The sequence below is a fragment of the Streptomyces sp. NPDC006610 genome, from assembly GCF_040611575.1.
GTDB lineage: Bacteria > Actinomycetota > Actinomycetes > Streptomycetales > Streptomycetaceae > Streptomyces.
The window spans coordinates 166,306-186,227 of sequence record NZ_JBEXOP010000003.1 but is presented as its reverse complement, the minus strand read 5'-3'; the positions used below and the strand labels follow the sequence as shown (position 1 = coordinate 186,227).

Genomic DNA, 19,922 nt, shown 5'->3' with positions numbered 1-19,922 from the left:
ATGATGTACGCCGCCCCCGTCCCCTGCGCCGGGCGCTTCCCGCCCCCTCGCGGACCCCGGCCGGTGGTCCGGGGCACCCGCGCAGGTCATGTAGAGTTAACGACGTCAGCAGGCGCCGCTAGCTCAGTTGGTTAGAGCAGCTGACTCTTAATCAGCGGGTCCGGGGTTCGAGTCCCTGGCGGCGCACCGACAGCAAGGCCCTTCGCAGCAGCGAGGGGCCTTTCGCTTTGCCCGGGAACAGCCGGAGCCGGTCAAGGGCCGGAGCCGTCAGGGGCCGGCGCCCGTGAGATACGCCGAGACGACGACGTTGGCCGAGTAGCTCCGGGTCTCCCGGTCGAAGACGCCCGCGCAGGTGATCAGCCGGAGCTCGGCGCGCCCGGGCTGCCGGACGCCGTAGGCCCGGTGGGCGTCGAAGCGGTCGCGGGTGAGGACGGCGACGTCCTCGACGGTGAACTCGGCGATCGTGCCGTCGTCGCGGACGACCCGGACCCGCTCGCCGGGCCGCAGCAGGTCGAGGCGGTGGAAGACGGCCGGGCGGGTCTCGGTGTCGGCGTGCCCGACCAGCAGCGCCGCTCCCCTGGCGCCGGGCCGGACGCCGGCCGCGTACCAGCCGACGACGCCGGACTGGTCGTAGGGCGGCGGCTCGGGCGCGCCGCGCCGGTCGAGGCCGCGGGCGACGACCGGGGCGCGCACGCCGAGGGCGGGGACGTCCAGGCGCTGGGGCAGGGCGTCGGGCAGGGGCCGGGCGGCGGACGGCAGGGCGGCGCGGGGCGGGCGGCCGGCCGCGGCCATGTCACCGGTGGCCGGGGCGGCGGCCGTCCCGTGCGGCACGTCGGTCGCCCCCTGTCCCCACAGCCAGAGCCCGAGCAGCAGCGCCGCCCAGGTCAGGCCCATGACCAGGCGGCCGGCGCCGGTGGAGTGTTCCGGGTCGTGCATGGCCGTTCAGTCCGTCCTGCGGCTCCGGCGGGCGCCGGTGAGCACCACGGCCACGGCGGCGACGCCGGCGAGGACCAGGCCGGTCACCGTCTGGGCGATGTTGGGGCCGGTCTCGGCGGCGTCCACCGAGGCGAGGCGGGCCGCACCGCCCCCTCCGGCGGTGACGGGGGCGACCGGGGAGGCGGGGGCGGAGGGGGCGTCCGCGCCGGCGACGGTGAGGGCCGCCCGGAGCGTCCTGGGCGTTCGTTCGCTGGCGCAGTCGACCCGGACCTCGTACGTGCCCGGCGTGAGCATGGAGCGGACGCGGGTCTCGCCGGTCAGCGTGCCCTCGGCGCCGGTGAGCAGGGCGTCGGCGACGAAGGCGGCGGAGGCCGCGGTGCCGGTGGCGCCGGGGCAGCCGGTGACCCGCAGCGCGAGGTCGCTGCCGGGGGCGGGGGTGGAGGGACTGACCGAGACCCCGCCGCCGGCCGCGTGCGCCGGCGGGGCGGCCACGGCGAGGCCGGCGGCGAGGACGCCGGCACGGACAGTGAGTGGCAGTGAGCCCATCGTGAACCTCCAGTTGTCCGAAGGCTCCCCCGCGGGCCCCGGCACCGCATCCTCGACGGCACCGGGGTTGCTCCGCTCGGGTGAGATCTGCCGCCTGTCCGGTTTAGGGGGACTGTCCCCCCGTGAACCGTCAGGTCCGGTCGAGGGGTGTCCCCCGGCGACCCGTCGGTTCACGATCGCGGGCGTGTCCCCCGCGACCCGTCACCCGTCGGTTCCCATCCCCGGGGTATCCCCCACGACCCGTCGGTTCCCATCCCGGGGGTATCCCCCACGACCCGTCGGTTCCGATCGCGGGCGTATCCGGCGCGAACCGTCAGATCCGCTCGACGAGGTCCGCGATCGAGTCGACGATCTTCGACGGCCGGTAGGGGAAGTTCTCCACCTGCTCCGGCCGGGTCAGGCCGGTGAGCACCAGGTAGGTCTGCATCCCGGCCTCGATGCCGGCGAGGACGTCGGTGTCCATCCGGTCGCCGATCATGGCGCTGGTCTCGGAGTGGGCGCCGATGGCGTTCAGACCGGTGCGCATCATCAGCGGGTTGGGCTTGCCCGCGAAGTAGGGCTTCTTCCCGGTCGCCTTGGTGATCAGCGCGGCGACGGCGCCGGTCGCCGGAAGCGGGCCCTCGGTGGAGGGGCCGGTCTCGTCGGGGTTGGTGCAGATGAAGCGGGCGCCCGCGTTGATCAGCCGTACGGCCTTGGTCATGGCCTCGAAGGAGTAGGTGCGGGTCTCGCCGAGGACGACGTAGTCGGGCTCGTGGTCGGTGAGGATGTAGCCGATGTCGTGCAGGGCGGTGGTCAGACCGGCCTCGCCGATGACGTACGCCGAGCCGCCGGGCCGCTGGTCGTCCAGGAACTTGGCGGTGGCCAGGGCGGAGGTCCAGATGTTCTCGATGGGCACGTCGAGGCCCATGCGGCGCAGCCGGGCGTGCAGATCGCGCGGCGTGTAGATCGAGTTGTTGGTCAGGACGAGGAACGGCCGCTCCGTGTCGCGGAGCTTCTTCAGGAAGGCGTCGGCGCCGGGGATCGGCACGCCCTCGTGGATCAGGACACCGTCCATGTCGGTGAGCCACGACTCGATCGGCTTGCGTTCTGCCATGTGCTTCGAACTCCTGGCGTGCGTGGGTCGTGCAAGTACGTGCCGAGACGTCCTGCAGTACGTGCGGGAAGGGCGCCGGAACCACGGCGTACCGACGCCCTTCAGCCTAGTCAGGACTGCGCCGAACGGACCCCGTCGATCACCCGGAACCAGTTGTCGCCCGCGGTGCGGCGGAACCGGACGCGGGCGGTGGACGTGCCGGCCGGGACCTGGAGGGTCACCGTCCCGGTGCGGGAGGGCACGTCGGCGGTGCAGGTGCGCACGGTGACGGGCGCCCCACCGTCGTAGGAGACGGTGACCTCGCCCTTCTGCGGGTTCTCCTGCCGGCGGAAGGTCGTACAGGTCAGGATGGCGGTGCGGCCGCCGGTCACCGGGTGGCCGCACCGGCCAGGGCGGAGTCGAAGCAGGCGAGGCCGGCATCCCGGCCGGCTGTTCGGCCACACCCGCGCCCGCCGGCCGGCTGGTCGGTCGGCGACTCCGCGATGGCACGGGTGGTGTCACCGAACGGCACGACAGGCCCGTCACCGGGACGTTCAGCGGCGTCGGAGGTCGGCGTCAGCGGCGTCGGCTGGCCAGGAGCAGGACGCTGCCGGCGGAGAGGAACAGCACGCCGGTCGCGGCGAGGGCGCCGCGACGGGCGGGAAGGCCGGTGGCGGCGAGGCGGTGGGTGAGGGCGTCGGTGGGTCCGCCGCCGGGGTTGTCGGCGAGGCCGTCGGCGGGTTCCTCGGTGAGGGGGAGGGAGGCGTCGGGGGTCGGGGTGGCGGAAGCGGGGGCGCCCGGGGAAGGGCGCGGGTCCCACGGGGGCGGGTCCTGACGGGAGTCCGTGGCCGGATCGCCCGGCGCCGTTCGGCCTGCGGCCTCTCCGGGCTCGACGGCGTCGGCGTCGCCCGCCTCGGTGTCGCCGCCCTCGATGCGGAAGCGGTAGTCGTTCGACTGCCCCACCCAGTCGCCGTCCCCCGCACGCCGCCGGACGACCGCCGCGTTGGCGGTGACTTCGTTCGGTACGGCGTCGGAGGCGATCGCCAGCCTCACCCGCACGGTGAGGGTCCGCCCCGGCGCCACCGTGAACCCCGGGAACCGGCCGCCGAACGCGCCGACCAGCTCATCCTCCTCCGTCGCCTCGAACCGCACCCGGTGCGCGCGTCGACCGTCGGAGAACTCCAGGCTCACCTGACCCGGTTTCAGGTCCCGCCGTTCGTCGACCAGGACGACCACCGGATGGACGCCGGCGCAGGGGCGGTCGGTGGTGTTGGTGAGGTCGAGGGACCAGTCGCCGTGGCCGCCGCCGGCCGCGTAGGAGTCGGGGCCACCGTGGATGCGGGTGGTGAGGGGGAAGCGGCGGGCGGTGGAGGCGGCGCAGTCGGGGGCGGGGTCGGGGTGGGGGGCCGCGTGGGCGGGGAGGGGGGCCAGAGGGGCGAGGGCGAGGGACAGGACGAGCAGGGCGGACGTACGCAGTCGCATGAACACCCAACCTGGGCGCGACCGGTGACGTCCGCGCGGCCACCGCTCCGGATGGCGGAGCAACGACGCCCGATCAGTGCACCGCGGGGGTTTTCCCTCGCCCGGACGGTGGCGTCGGGCGCTCACGCCCGCGCGGGCGGCGGAGCCCGGACGCCCCGCCCGGACAGGGAGTCCCAGGCGCTCCTCCTCGCCCGGAACGGCCGACCCCGACCCCTCTCACTCCCCCCGCCCGAACAGCGGCGCGAGCAGCAACTGTGCCGCCCCCTCCGCCACCGCCCGCTCCCCGCCCGGCGCGACCCGCACCGGCACCGCCTCCGCCGTGCCCCCGCCCCCGCCCTCGCGCCGGGCGCGCGCCCCGACGACCTCGGCGACCCCGCGCACGAAGACGTCCGGCGCCGCCGTCACCGTACGGCCGCCGAGCAGCACCAGGTCGATGTCGAGCAGCCCGACGAGGTTCGCGGCGCCCGCGCCGAGCACGCGGGCCGCCTCGCCGATGTCGCCGCGCGCCACGGCGGCCAGGCACAGCGCTTCGACGCAGCCCCGGTCGCCGCAGGTGCAGGGCGGCCCATCGAGCTGGAGGACCTGGTGCCCGAACTCCCCGGCCCCGGTCCGCGCCCCCCGGTGCACCTGCCCGCCGATCACCAGCCCGGCGCCGAGTCCCGTGCCCAGGTGGAGGTAGGCGAAGGAACCACTCCCGCCGACGAAGGAATCACTCCCTCCGACGAAGGACCCGCCCTCGGCCACGACGGCACCGCCCTCGCCGCCGACGCAGGACCCCTCCCCGCCCGCGAAGGCCCCGTCGGCCACCCCGTCGAGGCCCCCGCCGACCGCCAGCCGCAGCGCGGCGGCGTTGGTGTCCTTGTCGACCACGACCGGCATCCCGAGCCGCTCGGTCAGCGCGTCCCGCAGCGGAAAGCCGTCCCACTCCGGGAACCCGGTGACCCGGTGGAGCACCCCGCGCGCATGGTCGAGCGGCCCCGGCAGCGCGACCCCGACACCGAGGACCGCCCCGCGCCGCACGGCCCCTTCGGCGTCCGCGAGCAGTGCCCGCACCTCGCCCACCAGCCCGTCGACCACGGCGTCCGCGCCCGCGCCCAGCCCGAGCGGGGCCCTCCGCTCCTCCACCACGGCCCCTGTCAGGTCGGCCAGCACCGCCCGCAGCTCGTCCCGGTCGAGGTGGACGCCGACCGCGTGCCCGGCGTCCGGCACCAGGCGCAGGACCGTGCGCGGCTTGCCCCCGGTGGAGGCGCGGCGCCCCGCTTCGGCGGCCAGCCCCTCGGCCCGCAGCCGGGCGGTGATCTTGCTGACGGCCTGCGGGGTGAGACCGGTGCGGTCGGCGAGTTCGAGCCGTGAGATGCCGTCGGAGCCGGCGGTGCGCAGCAGGTCCAGGACGAGGGCGGCGTTGTGGCTGCGCAGCGCCGGCAGGTTGACCCCCGCGGCGGCGGACGGGACCGGGGAGACCGCGTTCGACCTGTTCACACCCCCATTTTCCTCACCGCTTGCACTTTGGCAACAGCGTTGCGAAAGTGGGTGCCATGACTGGTACGACTGGTACTCCCCTCCGCGTGGGCCTGATCGGGTATGGCCTCGCCGGCTCCGTCTTCCACGCCCCGCTGATCGCCGCCACCGAGGGCCTCGCCCTCGACACGGTGGTCACCTCGAACCCCGAGCGGCAGCAGCAGGCCCGCGCCGAGTTCCCGGACGTACGCGTCGCCGCCACGGCCGACGAACTGTTCGACCGCGCGGACGAGCTGGACCTGGTCGTCGTCGCGTCCCCGAACAAGACGCACGTGCCGCTCGCCACCGCCGCCCTGAAGGCGGGCCTGCCGGTCGTCGTGGACAAGCCGGTCGCGGGCGCGGCGGCCGAGGCCCGGGAGCTCGCGGCGCTCGCCGAGGAGCGGGGCCTGCTGCTCTCCGTGTTCCAGAACCGCCGCTGGGACAACGACTTCCTCACCCTGCGGGGGCTGCTCGACGCCGGCGAACTGGGCGACGTGTGGCGCTTCGAGTCCCGCTTCGAGCGCTGGCGCCCGCAGCCGAAGGGCGGCTGGCGCGAGTCCGGTGACCCGGCCGAGATCGGGGGGCTGCTGTACGACCTCGGGAGCCATGTCGTCGACCAGGCGCTGGTGCTGTTCGGCCCGGTGGCGTCCGTCTACGCGGAGACGGACGTACGGCGGCCGGGCGCGGAGACCGACGACGACACGTTCCTCGCGCTGACGCACACGAGCGGCGTCCGCTCCCACCTCTACGTCTCCGCCACGACCGCCCAGCTCGGCCCGCGTTTCCGGGTGCTCGGCTCGCGCGCGGGGTATGTGAAGTACGGCCTCGACCCGCAGGAGGCCGCCCTGCGCGAGGGCCTGCGTCCCGGATCGGCCGGCGCCGACTGGGGCACGGAGCCCGAGACGCTGTGGGGCCGCGTCGGCTCCGGGGAGTCCCCGCTGACCGGCGGCGGCCGGCCCGAGCCCACCCTGCCGGGCGACTACCCGGCGTACTACGCGGCGGTGGCGAAGGCACTGCTGGAGGATGGCCCCAACCCGGTGACCGCGCTGGAGGCGGCCGCCGCCCTCGACGTCCTGGAGGCGGCTCGCCGTTCGGCCCGAGACGGAGTGACGGTGACGCTGTGACGAGCACGCACAAGCACGCGACGACCCCGCTGACCCCGAAGATCACCCCCGAGCTGACGCCGAGCATCGAGGAACTGGAGGCGCAGGAACGCCGCCTGGTCTTCCGGCAGTTCACCAACGACGACGCCTGGAACCTCGGTTGCCTCCTGGTCCGGATGGCCCAGGAGCGCCAGGCGCCGGTGGCCGTCGACATCCACCGCGCGGGCCAGCAGCTCTTCCACGCCGCCCTGCCCGGCTCGTCCCCCGACAACGACGCCTGGATCAACCGCAAGCGCCGCGTGGTCGAGCGCTACGGCAGCGCGTCGTACCTGGTGGGCGCCCGGTTCCGCGCCAAGGGCACGACGTTCGAGGATTCCTCCCGCCTGGACCCGGACGCGTACGCGGCGCACGGCGGCTCCTTCCCGATCACGGTGGAGAACGTGGGCGTCATCGGCGCGGTGACGGTCTCGGGCCTCCCCCAGCTCCAGGACCACCGCTTCGTGGTGGAGGCGCTGGAGGAGTACCTGAACCTCTAGAACGCCGGGACGAGCGACGCCCTGAAGGGGCGCGGAAAACTGCGCGTTCAGGGGCGCGGGGAACTGTGCGACAGGCCACGACGGGCCCGCACAGTCACCCGCGCCCCCAGGGGACCGGCCCCGCCCCGAGGGACCGTCACGCCTGGCCGAACACCTGCCGCTGCCGCCCCAGCCCGTCGATCTCCAGCTCCACCACATCCCCGCCCCGCAGATACGGCTTGGGCTCCGGCCGCCCCATGGCCACCCCCGCGGGCGTCCCCGTGTTGATCACGTCACCGGGGTACAGCACCATGAATCGGCTGACGTAGCGCACCACTTCCCCCACGGAGAAGATCTGCTCGGCGGTCGTCCCGTCCTGCTTCAGCTCCCCGTTCACCCACAGCCGCAGCCCCAGTTTCTGCGGGTCGCCCACCTCGTCGGCGGTCACGAGCCACGGCCCCAGCGGGTTGAACGTCTCGCAGTTCTTCCCCTTGTCCCACGTGCCGCCCCGCTCGATCTGGAACTCCCGCTCGGAGACGTCGTGCGCGACCGCGTACCCCGCGACATGCGCGAGCCCGTCCTCGGCCGACTCCAGATAGCGGGCGGTACGCCCGATGACGACCGCCAGCTCCACCTCCCAGTCGGTCTTCTCGGAACCCCGGGGCACCAGCACGGTGTCGTACGGGCCGACGACCGTGTCCGCGGCCTTGAAGAAGATCACCGGCTCGGACGGCGGCTCGGCGCCGGTCTCGCGGGCGTGGTCGTGGTAGTTCAGCCCGATGCACACGATCTTGCCGATCCGCCCCACCGGCGGCCCGATCCGCAGCCCGTCCGCCTCCAGCGCGGGCAGCTCCCCGGCGTCGGCCGCGTCCCGGATCCGGCCGAGGGCCGCGTCGTCGCAGAGCAGTGCTCCGTCGATGTCCGGCACGAGTCCCGACAGGTCCCGCAGCACACCCTCGGCGTCCAGCAGCGCGGGCCGCTCCGCCCCGGCCGCACCGACTCGCAGCAGCTTCATGATCACAGTCTCCCTCGGTCACGGGCGCCCTCGGGCGGGTGCAGCCACCGGAGGACTGGTCGATCCTCCAAGGGCAAGGTCCACTCCGCAAGACCCCGTTCACGTACTGGACCTGGCCGGCGAGGCCCACAACCCCGCACCGCACGCCCCTTTGCGGCTAGCGGTACAGCACCGCCCGCTCCACCGCGCTCCACGTCGTACTGGTCACCACGTACAGCGCGGCGGCCAGCGGCACCACGGCCACGGTGACGAGCGTGAAGAACGACACGAACGGCATCACCCTGCCGATGGCCGCCGCCCCCGGCACCGCCTGGTCGCCCCCGCCGAACTCACCGGCGGCCACCATCCGCCGCGTACGCCGGAAGGTGAACCCGGCGACGCACGCGACGACCGCGAACAGCACGACGTACACCATCCCCGCCTCCCCGAACACCCCGCCCGCGCCGAGCGCGTCGGCCCACCGGTCGCCCAGCGGCGCGCCCAGCAGCCGCTCGCCGAGCAGGGCGTTGGCCTCACCGCCGATGGAAGGGCTGGAGAAGAGGTAGTAGAGCAGCAGGAAGGCGGGCGCCTGCAGCAGCCCCGGCAGGCAGCCGGCGAGCGGGGACACCTTCTCCTCGGCATGCAGCGCGAGCACGGCCCGCTGCAGCCGCTCGGGGTCCTTCGCGTGCTTCTTCCGCAGCTCGGCGATCTTCGGTTGCAGCGCCGCCCGCGCCTTGTGCCCCCGCGCGGCGGCCAGCGAGAGCGGCAGCACCAGCAGCCGTACGAACGCGGTGAACAGGACGATCGCGGCTGCGGCCGCGGAAGTGTGGAACAACGGCTCGAGCGCTCGGGCGAGTTGCTCGACCAGCTGGGCGAAAACGGACATGGGTGAGCCCTCCGTGGGTCTCGTCGTGCCGAGAAGGAGAAAGGACGGCAGGACGGCCCGCGCGGGCACACTCGCGATGCGGAAAGACACGGAACGACGCGCAATGATCCGTAGTGATCCGTAGTGATCCGCAGTGATGCGAAAAGGTCTGCCCTACGCGACGGCCGCAGGGAGGGCGTGTCCGGGCGCCCGGGGCCGGGTGCGCCCCCTGGCGTCGGGATCGCGCTGCGGCAGGAAGGCCGTACGGCGGTCCCGGTCCCGGATCGCCGTACGCACCCGCGTGGGCGGCACGGCCGGCGCGCAGCGCGCGGCGACGACGGAGCAGACGACGAGCGCGGCCGCGGCGACGGCGGTCGCGGCGAAGGCGACGGTGACGGCGGCATGGAGGCCGCCGGCGTCGAGGAGGACGAGCTGGAGGACGGTGAGGAGGAACGCGAGGGCGGGCCATGCGCGGTTGTTCACTGCTCGCCCCCTCCTCCGAAGTCCGGGACGCCTGTCCGGGCGCCCCTCTCGGTTATACCCGACCGCGACCGCCCCAAGTTTCCCGATCCCGCAACCACTTGGTGACGACCTCGGACGCCACCCCCTTCCTCCATCGGTTAGAGAAAGGGCTGCCACAACCCTCGACAACCCCGCCCGCACCCCCGATGCTTCGTACCGCGACGCGCTCGAGCATGCACTCCCCCATGCGTTACGGGCCGGTCGGGACGACCGGCCCGCTCCCCATGAGCGAAGCGGAGTTGTAGTCATGATCCGACGCAGAACCCTGCTCGCGGCCACCGGTGGCACGCTCCTCGGCAGCGCCCTGGCCACCGGCACGGCCCACGCCGACGCGACGATCGCCGTCGACCCGTCGGCGTCGTACGGCGCCTGGGAGGGCTGGGGCACCTCACTGGCCTGGTGGGCCAACGTCTTCGGCGCCCGCGAGGACTTCGCCGACCTGTTCTTCACCACCAAGTCGGTCACGTACGACGGCACCGCGCTCCCCGGCCTCGGCCTCAACATCGCCCGCTACAACCTCGGCGCGTGCAGCTGGAACAGCGTCGGCGGCGAGACCATGGTCGAGTCGCCGAACATCCCGGCGTTCAAGCAGATCGAGGGCTTCTGGCAGGACTGGAACAACGAGGACCCGGCGTCCTCGGCCTGGGACTGGACGGCGGACGCGAACCAGCGCGCGATGCTGTCGAAGGCGGTCCAGCGCGGCGCGGTCACCGAGCTGTTCGCCAACTCCCCGATGTGGTGGATGTGTTCCAACCACAACCCGTCCGGCGCGGCCAACGGCGGCAACAACCTCCAGACCTGGAACTACCGCCAGCACGCCTCCCACCTGGCCGCCGTGGCCCTGCGCGCCCGCACGCACTGGGGCGTGAACTTCGCGACCGTGGACCCCTTCAACGAGCCGGCCGCGAGCTGGTGGACGGCCACCGGCACCCAGGAGGGCTGCCACATGGACCCGGCGGTCCAGGCGGCCGTACTCCCGTACATGCGCAGCGAGCTGGACAAGCGGGGCCTGACGGGGGTGCGCATCTCCGCCTCGGACGAGACGAGTTACGACGCGGCCCGCTCGACATGGGCATCCTTCGGCGCCTCGACCAGGGCCCTGGTCTCCCAGGTCAACGTGCACGGCTACCAGGGCTCGGGAGGCCGCCGCGACCTCCTGTACACGGACGTCGTCACGTCGTCCGGCAAGAAGCTCTGGAACTCCGAGACGGGCGACGGCGACGGCACGGGCCTGACCATGGCGTCGAACCTCTGCTACGACTTCCGCTGGCTGCACCCGACGGCCTGGTGCTACTGGCAGGTCATGGACCCGACGGCGGGCTGGGCGATGATCGCGTACGACGCCGGCAGCCTCCAGCCGACGTCGATCCAGCCGAAGTACTACGTCATGGCCCAGTTCAGCCGCCACATCCGCCCCGGCATGACGATCCTCGACACGGGCGTGAGCTACGCCGTGGCAGCCCTGGACCGCACGGCGAAACGCCTGGTGATCGTGGCGGTGAACACGTCCACGTCCGCCCAGACCCTCACCTTCGACCTGTCCCGCTTCACGACGGTGACCGGCGGCACGGGGGGCCTGGTCCCCCGCTGGAACACCGCCCCGGCCGCCGACCGCTACCGCGCCCACACGGACACCCGCCTGAACGGCAAAACGGTGAGCGTCCGCTTCGAGCCGAGGTCGGTGCAGACGTTGCAGGTCGACGGCGTGACGGCGTAAGGACGTACGGTCACCGCACTCTCGTCACCGACCGGCGATACCGTGTCCCCCATGCGCCCCGACACGCCTGCCGAGAACGTCGACCACGCCGCGGAAGCGGCACGCCTGGAGCGAACCGCCGGCCTCTACCCCGAGGACGCCGAGGCCCTGCTGCTGCGCGCGGCGGCCCACCGGGAACTCTCCGGCGACCGCCCCGCGGCGTCCGCCCTCTACGACCGCCTGCTCTCGTCCCCCGACGGCCTGGAGAACCCGCACCTGGTCCGCGCCCTGAAGGCGTCGAACCTGTGGGAGTACGGCCACGAGGCGGAGGCCAGAGCGATCATCGAGGGCCTCCGGGCCTCCGCCCCGCGCGATCCCGCCCCCTGGATCATCATCGCGGAGGCCCTGGAGGCCCACGACGAGCTGGAGGCCGCGCAGGACACCCTGACGGAGGGCGCCCGCCTCCTCGTCGCGGACGCGCCGCAGCCCCCGCGGCCGGTCCACCCCCTCCTCTTCGGCCGCCACCGCGTCCGCCGCATGCTGGGTCTGCCCCACGACGACTGGGACACCCTGGCGGACTCCCTGCACTCCGCCCCCGTCTCCCTGGACGAACTGCACGACCCGAAACGCGTCTGGTCCCTCGGCTCCGACAACCCCGCGGAACTCCAGGCCGAGATCTCCCGCCTCCGCGCGGAACTCGGCACCTACCGCGAGGCCCTCTCCCGCCCCTTCCCGGTCGCCGTCCTCCACTGGCCGGCCCCGGAACTGACGGAACTGGTCGCGGCGTACCCGGAGCTGGCGGCGGAGTACCCGTCCCACGGCGCCCATCTGAGGTCGATAGAGGAGTCCTTGCGCGAACTGTCCGGCTCCGGCACCGAGAACCTGGGCATCGTGACGGGCACGGTCCCCTCCTACGAGGCCTTCGCAGCCTCGGAGGGCGCCTCCCCGTCCGACGCGACCCTCCTCCCCCAGTACGCGACGACACTCGCGGCCCGGGGACGGGCAGTGGCGTGGCCACCGGAGGCGGGGGCGGGGTGCTGGTGCGGGTCGGGGGAGGCTTATGGGGGGTGTCACGGGGAGTAGGCCTGTGCGGGGGCAGTCGCCCCGGCTACGAGCCGTCCACGGAGCGGCCCGCTTCCCCGGGCCGCCGTCCGCCTCTTCCACGCTGGAGGGACCCAGGTCAAGGGTCCTAGCCAGGTGCCCTCACCGCTCGCTGCCGCCAGTAGTCCCGGTGGTACCGCAGGTAATCCGGGTGCACGTTGTGCCCAGCCACTAGGTGCAGCTTCGGCAAGAGGCTGACGCCGGGGATCTCCGCCCGCACGATGACGGACCAATCCTCGTCAACGATGACCGCGCCTATGTCGAGCCGGGCGTGGCAGTTAGGGCACAGGCAGAGGATATTGGGCTCGACGTCAGGCCCGTGATGCGGCTCGCCCAGAGGCCGTATATGCGCCCCCTGGCTGTACGGCCTCCCATCAGGCCCCACCAGCCGAAGCCCGCACAACTGGCACTTTCCATCATGGAGCGCCTTGATCCGCTTCGCCGCGGCCGTATCCCGAATCAGACGCCGCACCGTCACGTCACGAGACTGAGGGAACCTCTCGACATGCCCCTCCTCGTCGAGTTCTTCCAGGGCTTCCAGGGCTCGACGCTCCAGCGCTGTCATCTGGACAGCGTCCGGCAACCGCTTCAGGACAAACCGGCATATCTTGACCTCCGTCCCGTCCGGAGCGGAAGACTTCGACGTCACCGTGAGAACGGACGTGATCTCGTACAGACCGTCGTACCTGTACCCATCAGCCGTCGAGGGGGAGTACCGCCGGTCGCCCTTGTGCCCACGGATCACCCGGATCGGATGTCCCCTGTCGTAGCTCCGCCGAAGGGCGGCGTTATCCCGGTAGGACCACGACTGGCTACGCAGTAGCTTCTTTGTCTTCGGGTCCTTGTCTTTCCCCGGCGAAGCTCCCGTGTAGCGGATCGTGTCCCACTCATCCTCGTCATCTTCGTATCCGCCGTGCAGGACGATCGCATCTCCCACGCGCAGGCCGTCTCGGTCCAAGACCCAGGAGATGCCTCGCTGATTGTGATCGTGCAGCTTCGCCAGCCTGACCTCCTTGCGGCCCCGGAAGACCGCGCCCACAGGGATGCCTTCGATGTGCCCGATAACCTGTTCGACTCCCACTCGCCCATACTTGATCGATCTTGACCACACATGTCAAACCCTTATCGAAACTAGGCGCGTTAGGACTCGTCTTGTCCATCGCATCGGACACGCGCGTCCCGCTCTGTCAGAGGCCTCTGTTAGATATGGGCACAGCTACCCAAGGCGAGCGAAGGAGCCTGCGTTGTCCGAGCTGGAGGACGTGTCCCACCCTGATGCCGGTCTGTACGAGCAGCTCATTACGCTCCGCTTTGAACAGCAGCTCAAGCAGCTCCCCGAGCTCGGGTGGTACCCGGTGACCGACGCCGTTGGCCCCGAGTCCGTCCCTCACGTGCTCGCACGCCATGTGTCACGCACGGTGCGCCGCATCCTGCGGGATCTGCCTCCCGAGGAGCGCGTGCACGCGGCGAACCACATCCTGGAGTCCATCAGCACGCTCAAGGGTGCGCAAAAGTGGGTGGACCTCGTCGCCGATGGCCCGCGGCAGCTTCTGGCGATCACCCGAGAGGAAGCCCCAGGCGTCTACGCCGTACGCCCCGGCATTCCGCTCTCCGACACCGCGCTTCTCACCAACTCGCCCGAGGACCCAAGCCTTGGCTTCGAACTGCGCGCCGAGTTGGCAACCGCTGACCGCGTGGACCTCCTCTGCGCCTTCGTGAAGTGGCACGGCCTGCGCGTCATCGAGGGTTCTTTGAGAGCAGCTCGCGAGCGGAGCGTGCCGATACGAGTCCTCACGACCACGTACATCGGCGCCACTGAGCGGCGAGCCCTCGACCGCCTGATCCAGGAGTTCGACGCCAAGGTCAAAATCAATTACGAGACTCGCTCGACCCGCCTGCATGCCAAGGCATGGCTGTTCCGACGCAAGAGCGGGTACGACACCGCGTACGTCGGCAGCTCCAACCTGTCGAAGGCAGCCCTGCTCGACGGTCTCGAATGGAACGTCCGCCTCTCGTCCGTAGCCACACCCGATGTGCTGCGGAAGTTCGAGGCGACCTTTGAGTCCTACTGGAACGATCCTTCGTTTGAGATGTACGACCCTGAATCAGATGGCGACCGTCTCCTGGAGGCACTTGCAGTCTCCGGAGGCGTATCACGCGGTACCAGCGCCGCACGTCCCGTCACTCTGTCAGGGCTGGAAGTCAAGCCCCACCCGTACCAGCGAGACATGCTGGAACGGCTGGAGGTCGAGCGTGAGGTCCATGGCCGACACCGGAACCTCTTGGTTGCAGCGACCGGCACGGGCAAGACGGTCATGGCTGCGCTCGACTATCGGCACCTCCGCCGGAAGCACAACCGCGATCTGCGTCTTCTCTTCGTCGCGCACCGCAAGGAAATCTTGGAGCAGTCCCTACGGACGTACCAGGACGTGTTGATCGACGCCGACTTCGGCGAGGCCCTCCACAGCGGCGAGATTCCCGACCGCTGGACGCATGTATTTGCCAGTGTCCAGTCTCTCAACACCCGGGCGCTGGAGCAGCTTACTCCCGACCACTTCGATGTCATCGTGATCGACGAGTTCCATCACGGGACCTCACCGACGTACCGAAAGATCATCGATCACTTCCAACCACTAGAATTGCTCGGGCTCACGGCGACCCCTGAGCGCATGGACGGCAAAAACGTCCAGGACGAGTTCTTCGACGGCCGTATCGCAGCCGAAATGCGTCTCTGGGAGGCATTGGAAAACGAACTCCTCACTCCCTTCCACTACCTCGGCATCAGCGACAACACCGATCTGAGTGCAGTGGAGTGGAAGCGCGGCGGGTATGACGTTAGCTCACTCAGCAATGTCCTCACCGGCAACAAGACTCGTGCCGCGCTCGTCGTCAAGGCCGTCGAGGAGAAGGTTGCTGATCCGAGCCGCATGCGCGCGTTGGGGTTCTGCGTCTCGGTCGCCCACGCTCACTTCATGGCGGAGTGCTTCCGAGCGGCCGGGATCAACGCCGCGGCGCTCTCCGGAGAGACCCCTGCTGATGAACGACGTCAGGCCCTGGCCGACTTGAAGTCCGGAGCACTCCAGGTCATCTTCTCCGTTGACCTCTTCAATGAGGGCCTCGATGTCCCCGACGTAGACACCCTGCTCCTGCTCCGCCCCACGTCAAGCGCGACCGTCTTCCTCCAGCAGCTCGGCCGCGGGCTGCGGCGAGCTCATAACAAGGCCGTTCTGACGGTCCTGGACTTCATCGGACAGCACCGCAAGGAGTTCCGCTTCGAGAACCAGCTGCGCGCCCTCACCAACCTCACGCGCAAGCGACTGCTGGACCACATCGAGCATGACTTCCCGCGACTGCCCTCGGGCTGCGCGATCATCCTGGAAGAGAAGGCCAAGAAGACCATCATCTCCAACATCAAGGAGCAGCTCAGCGTCAACGTCACCACGTTGGCGCGAGAAGTGGCCGACTACGCAGAGCCACGGCTCAGCCGCTACCTGGAGGAGAGCGGACGGGACATCAAGGAGGTATATCGAGGGAGTGGTAACTCCTGGACAGGGCTGCTTCGCCGCGCCGGCCTGCTGGACCGCGAGGGACCCGAAGGTGAGGCCGCGCTGCTGAAGCGAGTGCCTGCCTTCCTCCACGTGGACGATCCGCTACGTATTGCTAAGTACACGCGCATGCTGGAGGACGACGCGCCCGCCTACGGCGATCTCAGTGAGCAGGGGAAGGCATACGCTCGCATGCTCTTCTTCCAGCTCTGGCCCCTGGGCGGAGTTACGAGAAAGAGCTTCGCGAGCTACGACGCCGGATTCACCATCCTCCAGAAACAGCACGCCGTCCGCAGTGAACTGCGCCAGGTGCTGGCGTACAACCTCGCCCACACCGAGCACGTCCCCATCCCTCTACTCGGCGCGACCGGTGACCGAGGGATCCCACTGACCGTGCACGCCTCCTACAGCCGCGAAGAAATTCTTCCTGCCCTCGGCCAAGCGGATATCGGTGGCTTCATGCCGGGTGACTTCCGCGAGGGCGTGAAGTGGTGTGAATCCATCAGGACGGACGCGCTCCTCATCACCCTGGAAAAGGATGAGAAGGACTTCTCCCCTCAGACCCGCTACCGCGACTTTGCCCTGAGCGAGACCCAGTTTCACTGGGAGTCCCAGAACCAGACGTCCGAGAACTCACCAACCGGGCTGAGGTACCGGAACCACGTCGCTCAGGGCAGCCAGGTCTTGCTGTTCGTCCGCCGCTACAAGACCACCGACATAGGCGGTGCTCAACCGTGGATGCTCTTGGGCCCTGCGGAGTACAAGAAGCACGAGGGCAGCAAACCGATGGCCATTACCTGGGAGTTGCAGCATCCGCTCCCGGCCGATGTGCTGACGTATGCGAAGGCGGTAGCGGCAGGCTGACCTTCAGTGCGTCACACGCGTCGCCGCGCGCAGTTCAGCCTCGAAGTGCGTCTGTGCACGATCCAGGACTTCATCCGGGTCATGCCCGTGGACCTGTAGCCAATGCAACAGGTCCGTGATGACGTCGATGGCAGCGGCCTCCGCCGCCATCGCACCCAGTCGGCTGTGCCTGGGCGTCGGCAAAGGCTGGCCGTCCCGATAAGAGCTGAGAACCTTCGTAGCTCTCACCACACGTGCACTGCCCGTGGGTTCCTCGGACACGGGCGGTGCAGTGGCGAGTTCGCACCACGTCACTTTGCAGTCGGCATGGAGCACTACGCCCCAGCACTTCGCAAGCGCCTGCACCAGCGCCATACCGCGACCGCCTTCCGCATCGTCACTCGCTTCCAAGAGAGTGGGAAGCGCTCGGGCGTCGGGGTCGTGTACCTCGATGCGTAGGCAGGTGCTGCTCAGTGCGACGCTGAGGTTGGTGGGGGTTCCTCGGCCGACGTGAGTGATCACGTTGGAGACAAGCTCACTGACGCAGAGCTGAGCGGAGTCAATGAGTTCGTGTGCGCCCCAGGCGGTCAAGTGCACCCAAACGAGCCGGCGCAGGGAAGCGACCTCCTCGGGCTCAGCCAGGAACGCCTCTGTCCAGGACTCGGTTCGCTGAACGGAGCCGGACAAGGCCGTTACGGTGCAGCGCGGCTGCGTGATGGTCGAGACCGGCACTTCTGGTTTCCCCACGACTGACTCCAAGCATCATGTGTTCATGCTGTGACAGTCAGTGAACAGTCCGAGCCGGGTAGATCGGCAGGAAATACCGACGTCCCAGCGCTCGCGGGCAAGCGGAAAAACTGACTCTCCCTTTACACATGCCTCCGTGGCGGGCCCAGCTCACCGCTACCGTGGTGGATGTGGCGGCAAACGTGCGGCTCAGCGAACGTATGCGCGAACTCGGCCTTACGCAGGAAGAACTGGCCGAGGCATTGAACAGGGCCATCGAGCAGATCACGGGCAGATACGGCACCGTCTCCGTCCGGACGATCTACAACCTCGTCACCGGAAAAACTCGGTGGCCACAGGCCAAGCACCGTCTGGCGTTAGAGGCAGTATTTGGCTGCACAGCAGTCGAGTTGGGGTTCACGCCTCATGCCCGATCCGTGAACCGTCCTCCCACGTCCGCAGGCTCGCCGTACCAAGAGGAGGAGCCCGTGCTCCGCCGAAGCTTCATCACCTCGACTTCCGCCGTCGCTCTCACCACACTCGGCGCCGCGACGACAGCCACGGCCGCAGGTCGTCTGGGGCAATCCGACGTCAATAGGCTTGCCGCCCGCTTTACACTGATCGTCGCCCACGACAACACCTCCGGCGGCACCTTCCAGGTCGAGGAGACGGCGCTTGCCTGGGCGGAACGGGTGCTGACTCTACAGAGGACGAGGACCGCATCTCAGCGAGTGCGCGGCCAGTTGTACGGCCTCGCTGCGGCCTTCACCGGGTCCGCCCTGTGGGCTGCCATCGACGGAGGCCGCCTCGATCGAGCGCAGCAACACCTGAGTCAGGCGGTGTCACTCGCCGGCCTTTCCGGTGACCCCTCCATGCAGTTCCGTATCTGGGGCCACGCGGGTGCGCTCTATCGGCATCTGGGCCAGTACACGAACGCACTGGCGGCCGACGAGGCTGCGAGGCGCACCCGGGCTGCCCGCGACCCTCTTTATGCGTCCCTCCTGCACGCGCGCACGGCCGTGCATCATGCAGACACCCGCAACCGACAAGCCGCGCTCAAGTCTCTCGGGTTTGCCGAATCCGCGTTGCACCGAGCGGATACCCAGGAGCCCCGCCCTGCGTGGCTGCGGTTCTACGACTCTGCCGAGTTCCACCTGCTCGCTCTCACGACCACGACGACGCTGGGCCTGTGGGCGGAAGCGGAAGCACACGCCCACCAAACCCTCGCCAGACTGCGCCCCGACCTGAAGCGCAATCGCGCCCTCACTCATGCTTATCTCGCCCACGCTCAGCTGGGCCAAGGAGAGCCGGAGCTCGCCGTGGCGACCGCACATCGGATCCCCGCGCCAGCACGGCACGGGCGCACGGCTCGCCTACTGAATGCCTTCGGGCGACGTCTACACGCCCTTGCGCCGGAGGCACCGGCGACCCGGGACTGGTTCGAAAAGGAGCTTGTGTGACTCTTGAGCTGCGTCATCACACCGACGTCAAGCCCGTACGCCAGACGATCGTGGACATCCACGTGGAAGTCCGCCAACGCGATTTCGGGCTCACCGGCCCCTTCTACGCTGCCGAGCGCTTCGACGAACGTCTATCGAGCCACAGCTCAACGCCCGGTTGGGAAGCCGTCCTCGCCTACGACGGTGAGGAGCCTGTTGGTTTCGCCTACGGCACCCCACTTGCCTCCACCACACGCTGGTGGAGCGCGATGACGACGCCGTTGCCCGGCGACTACACCGTGGAGACGGGCACCCGCACGCTCGCGCTGAACGAGATCGTCGTACGGCGCCCCTGGCGCGGCACAGGAGCTGCCCACCGCATCCACGAAGAACTCCTGGCCAACCGGCGCGAGGCCCGGGTCACGCTGCTTGTGAACCCCAAGGCGGGAGACGGCAAGGTGCAGTCGGTCTATGAGAGCTGGGGCTACGTGAAGATCGGCGAGCAGCAGCCCTTCCCGGACTCTCCGGTCTTCGCGTCGATGGTGCGGGAACCGTTGCGTTCGGCGTGACCACCGGTGCGTGGCTTCTTCATAGAGCCCGGTGACGATGCGTACCCGTGCCCCGGCACATCGCCTCCCGAACGCGCCGCCGCTCGCCCGGCCACACCCGAAGGCTGGGACGACCAAGCCATGGGCAACGCAAGCCTCCCCAACCGACGCGGGAGACACGCGGGGCAGGACGGGAGAGACTCAGACAGGCCCTGGTAAGCCCCCACGACTCACCCCACCCGTGGCGCCCTCCCCCTTCACCGGCCGATCACGGCCACCACTGCCCCAAGACCACTACGGCCGGGTCGGCCAGACGAGCGCCTGGGCGACGATGACCCTCTCACCGTCGAAGGTGAGGGCAGGGCCTTCGTGCAGCTCGTAGCCGAGGCTCAGCGCCTCGCTCACACGTTGGCAGAAGGCGGCGTCGTCCGGACCGGTCAGGACTCGGTACGTGGGCAATCCGTCTGGCGGTGTACTCATGAGGACAAGGAT

General features: G+C 70.2%; 19 protein-coding genes and 1 tRNA gene. 8 read left to right on the top strand and 12 right to left on the bottom strand.

The features are described 5' to 3' along the window. Positions 1-112: 112 nt before the first annotated feature. Positions 113-186: transfer RNA gene (locus ABZY13_RS04045), tRNA-Lys, on the top strand. Between the two features lie 81 nt (positions 187-267). Here the strand turns inward: ABZY13_RS04045 and ABZY13_RS04040 are convergent. From ABZY13_RS04040 to ABZY13_RS04015, 6 genes are all read right to left on the bottom strand, one after another. Continuing rightward, a complete protein-coding gene (locus ABZY13_RS04040; protein ID WP_356627290.1) occupies positions 268-936 on the bottom strand; it encodes a class F sortase in 669 nt (222 codons plus the stop codon). A 6-nt stretch (positions 937-942) separates the two neighbouring features. After that, positions 943-1,482 carry a hypothetical protein gene (locus tag ABZY13_RS04035; protein WP_356627289.1) on the bottom strand — a complete coding sequence of 180 codons (540 nt, stop codon included), beginning with the start codon at positions 1,480-1,482 and terminating at the stop codon, positions 943-945. Positions 1,483-1,795: 313 nt separating this feature from the next. Continuing rightward, entirely contained in the window at positions 1,796-2,575 is a 780-nt protein-coding gene (locus tag ABZY13_RS04030) for an HAD-IIA family hydrolase (RefSeq protein ID WP_356627288.1), read from the bottom strand. A gap of 110 nt (positions 2,576-2,685) precedes the next feature. Then, positions 2,686-2,946, bottom strand: a complete 261-nt coding sequence (locus ABZY13_RS04025; RefSeq protein ID WP_356627287.1) for a hypothetical protein — start codon at positions 2,944-2,946, stop codon at positions 2,686-2,688. Positions 2,947-3,130: 184 nt separating this feature from the next. Next, the gene (locus ABZY13_RS04020) at positions 3,131-4,036 is read right to left on the bottom strand and encodes a hypothetical protein (protein WP_356627286.1); all 906 of its coding nucleotides are present in this window, start codon (positions 4,034-4,036) and stop codon (positions 3,131-3,133) included. A 216-nt stretch (positions 4,037-4,252) separates the two neighbouring features. Further along, positions 4,253-5,515 (bottom strand): ROK family transcriptional regulator, encoded by a 1,263-nt coding sequence (locus tag ABZY13_RS04015; RefSeq protein ID WP_356627285.1) that lies wholly within the window; start codon positions 5,513-5,515, stop codon positions 4,253-4,255. A 56-nt stretch (positions 5,516-5,571) separates the two neighbouring features. Here ABZY13_RS04015 and ABZY13_RS04010 point away from each other — a divergent pair, with 56 nt between their 5' ends. Together ABZY13_RS04010 and ABZY13_RS04005 are read left to right on the top strand one after the other, a co-directional pair. Further along, complete coding sequence (locus tag ABZY13_RS04010) at positions 5,572-6,657, top strand: Gfo/Idh/MocA family oxidoreductase (protein ID WP_356627284.1); 1,086 nt, start codon at positions 5,572-5,574, stop codon at positions 6,655-6,657. Next, the gene (locus ABZY13_RS04005) at positions 6,654-7,172 is read left to right on the top strand and encodes a heme-degrading domain-containing protein (protein WP_356627283.1); all 519 of its coding nucleotides are present in this window, start codon (positions 6,654-6,656) and stop codon (positions 7,170-7,172) included. Before ABZY13_RS04010 ends, ABZY13_RS04005 begins: the two co-directional genes overlap by 4 nt. A 136-nt stretch (positions 7,173-7,308) precedes the next feature. Here ABZY13_RS04005 and ABZY13_RS04000 read toward each other — a convergent pair whose 3' ends face one another. The 3 genes from ABZY13_RS04000 to ABZY13_RS03990 all read right to left on the bottom strand — a co-directional run bounded on the left by ABZY13_RS04000 (position 7,309) and on the right by ABZY13_RS03990 (position 9,493). Continuing rightward, positions 7,309-8,166, bottom strand: coding sequence for a fumarylacetoacetate hydrolase family protein (locus ABZY13_RS04000; protein ID WP_356627282.1), 858 nt, complete (start codon positions 8,164-8,166; stop codon positions 7,309-7,311). Positions 8,167-8,323: 157 nt separating this feature from the next. Continuing rightward, positions 8,324-9,031 (bottom strand): YidC/Oxa1 family membrane protein insertase, encoded by a 708-nt coding sequence (locus ABZY13_RS03995; protein WP_356627281.1) that lies wholly within the window; start codon positions 9,029-9,031, stop codon positions 8,324-8,326. 153 nt (positions 9,032-9,184) lie between these two features. Beyond that, positions 9,185-9,493: a DUF6412 domain-containing protein gene (locus ABZY13_RS03990; RefSeq protein WP_356627280.1), complete on the bottom strand. Its 309-nt coding sequence runs from the start codon at positions 9,491-9,493 to the stop codon at positions 9,185-9,187. Positions 9,494-9,779: 286 nt separating this feature from the next. On the opposite strand from ABZY13_RS03990, the gene ABZY13_RS03985 reads away from it, so the two are divergent. Then, complete coding sequence (locus ABZY13_RS03985) at positions 9,780-11,249, top strand: glycoside hydrolase (protein ID WP_356627279.1); 1,470 nt, start codon at positions 9,780-9,782, stop codon at positions 11,247-11,249. A 51-nt stretch (positions 11,250-11,300) separates the two neighbouring features. Continuing rightward, positions 11,301-12,311, top strand: coding sequence for an SEC-C domain-containing protein (locus tag ABZY13_RS03980; protein ID WP_356627278.1), 1,011 nt, complete (start codon positions 11,301-11,303; stop codon positions 12,309-12,311). A gap of 106 nt (positions 12,312-12,417) precedes the next feature. Here ABZY13_RS03980 and ABZY13_RS03975 read toward each other — a convergent pair whose 3' ends face one another. Then, positions 12,418-13,410 carry a YDG/SRA domain-containing protein gene (locus ABZY13_RS03975; protein WP_356627277.1) on the bottom strand — a complete coding sequence of 331 codons (993 nt, stop codon included), beginning with the start codon at positions 13,408-13,410 and terminating at the stop codon, positions 12,418-12,420. A 163-nt stretch (positions 13,411-13,573) separates the two neighbouring features. On the opposite strand from ABZY13_RS03975, the gene ABZY13_RS03970 reads away from it, so the two are divergent. After that, positions 13,574-16,738 (top strand): DUF3427 domain-containing protein, encoded by a 3,165-nt coding sequence (locus tag ABZY13_RS03970; protein ID WP_356627276.1) that lies wholly within the window; start codon positions 13,574-13,576, stop codon positions 16,736-16,738. Between the two features lie 3 nt (positions 16,739-16,741). On the opposite strand, the gene ABZY13_RS03965 is transcribed toward ABZY13_RS03970, so the two are convergent. Further along, positions 16,742-17,404 (bottom strand): ATP-binding protein, encoded by a 663-nt coding sequence (locus ABZY13_RS03965; RefSeq protein WP_356627367.1) that lies wholly within the window; start codon positions 17,402-17,404, stop codon positions 16,742-16,744. Between the two features lie 230 nt (positions 17,405-17,634). On the opposite strand from ABZY13_RS03965, the gene ABZY13_RS03960 reads away from it, so the two are divergent. Together ABZY13_RS03960 and ABZY13_RS03955 are read left to right on the top strand one after the other, a co-directional pair. Further along, positions 17,635-18,903, top strand: coding sequence for a helix-turn-helix transcriptional regulator (locus tag ABZY13_RS03960; RefSeq protein ID WP_356627275.1), 1,269 nt, complete (start codon positions 17,635-17,637; stop codon positions 18,901-18,903). After that, complete coding sequence (locus ABZY13_RS03955; protein ID WP_356627274.1) at positions 18,900-19,451, top strand: N-acetyltransferase; 552 nt, start codon at positions 18,900-18,902, stop codon at positions 19,449-19,451. The genes ABZY13_RS03960 and ABZY13_RS03955 overlap by 4 nt, the downstream gene beginning before the upstream one ends. 273 nt (positions 19,452-19,724) lie before the next feature. Here ABZY13_RS03955 and ABZY13_RS03950 read toward each other — a convergent pair whose 3' ends face one another. Continuing rightward, on the bottom strand, positions 19,725-19,910 hold the full coding sequence (locus ABZY13_RS03950) for a DUF1737 domain-containing protein (protein WP_356627273.1): 186 nt from the start codon (positions 19,908-19,910) through the stop codon (positions 19,725-19,727). Positions 19,911-19,922: the final 12 nt, after the last annotated feature.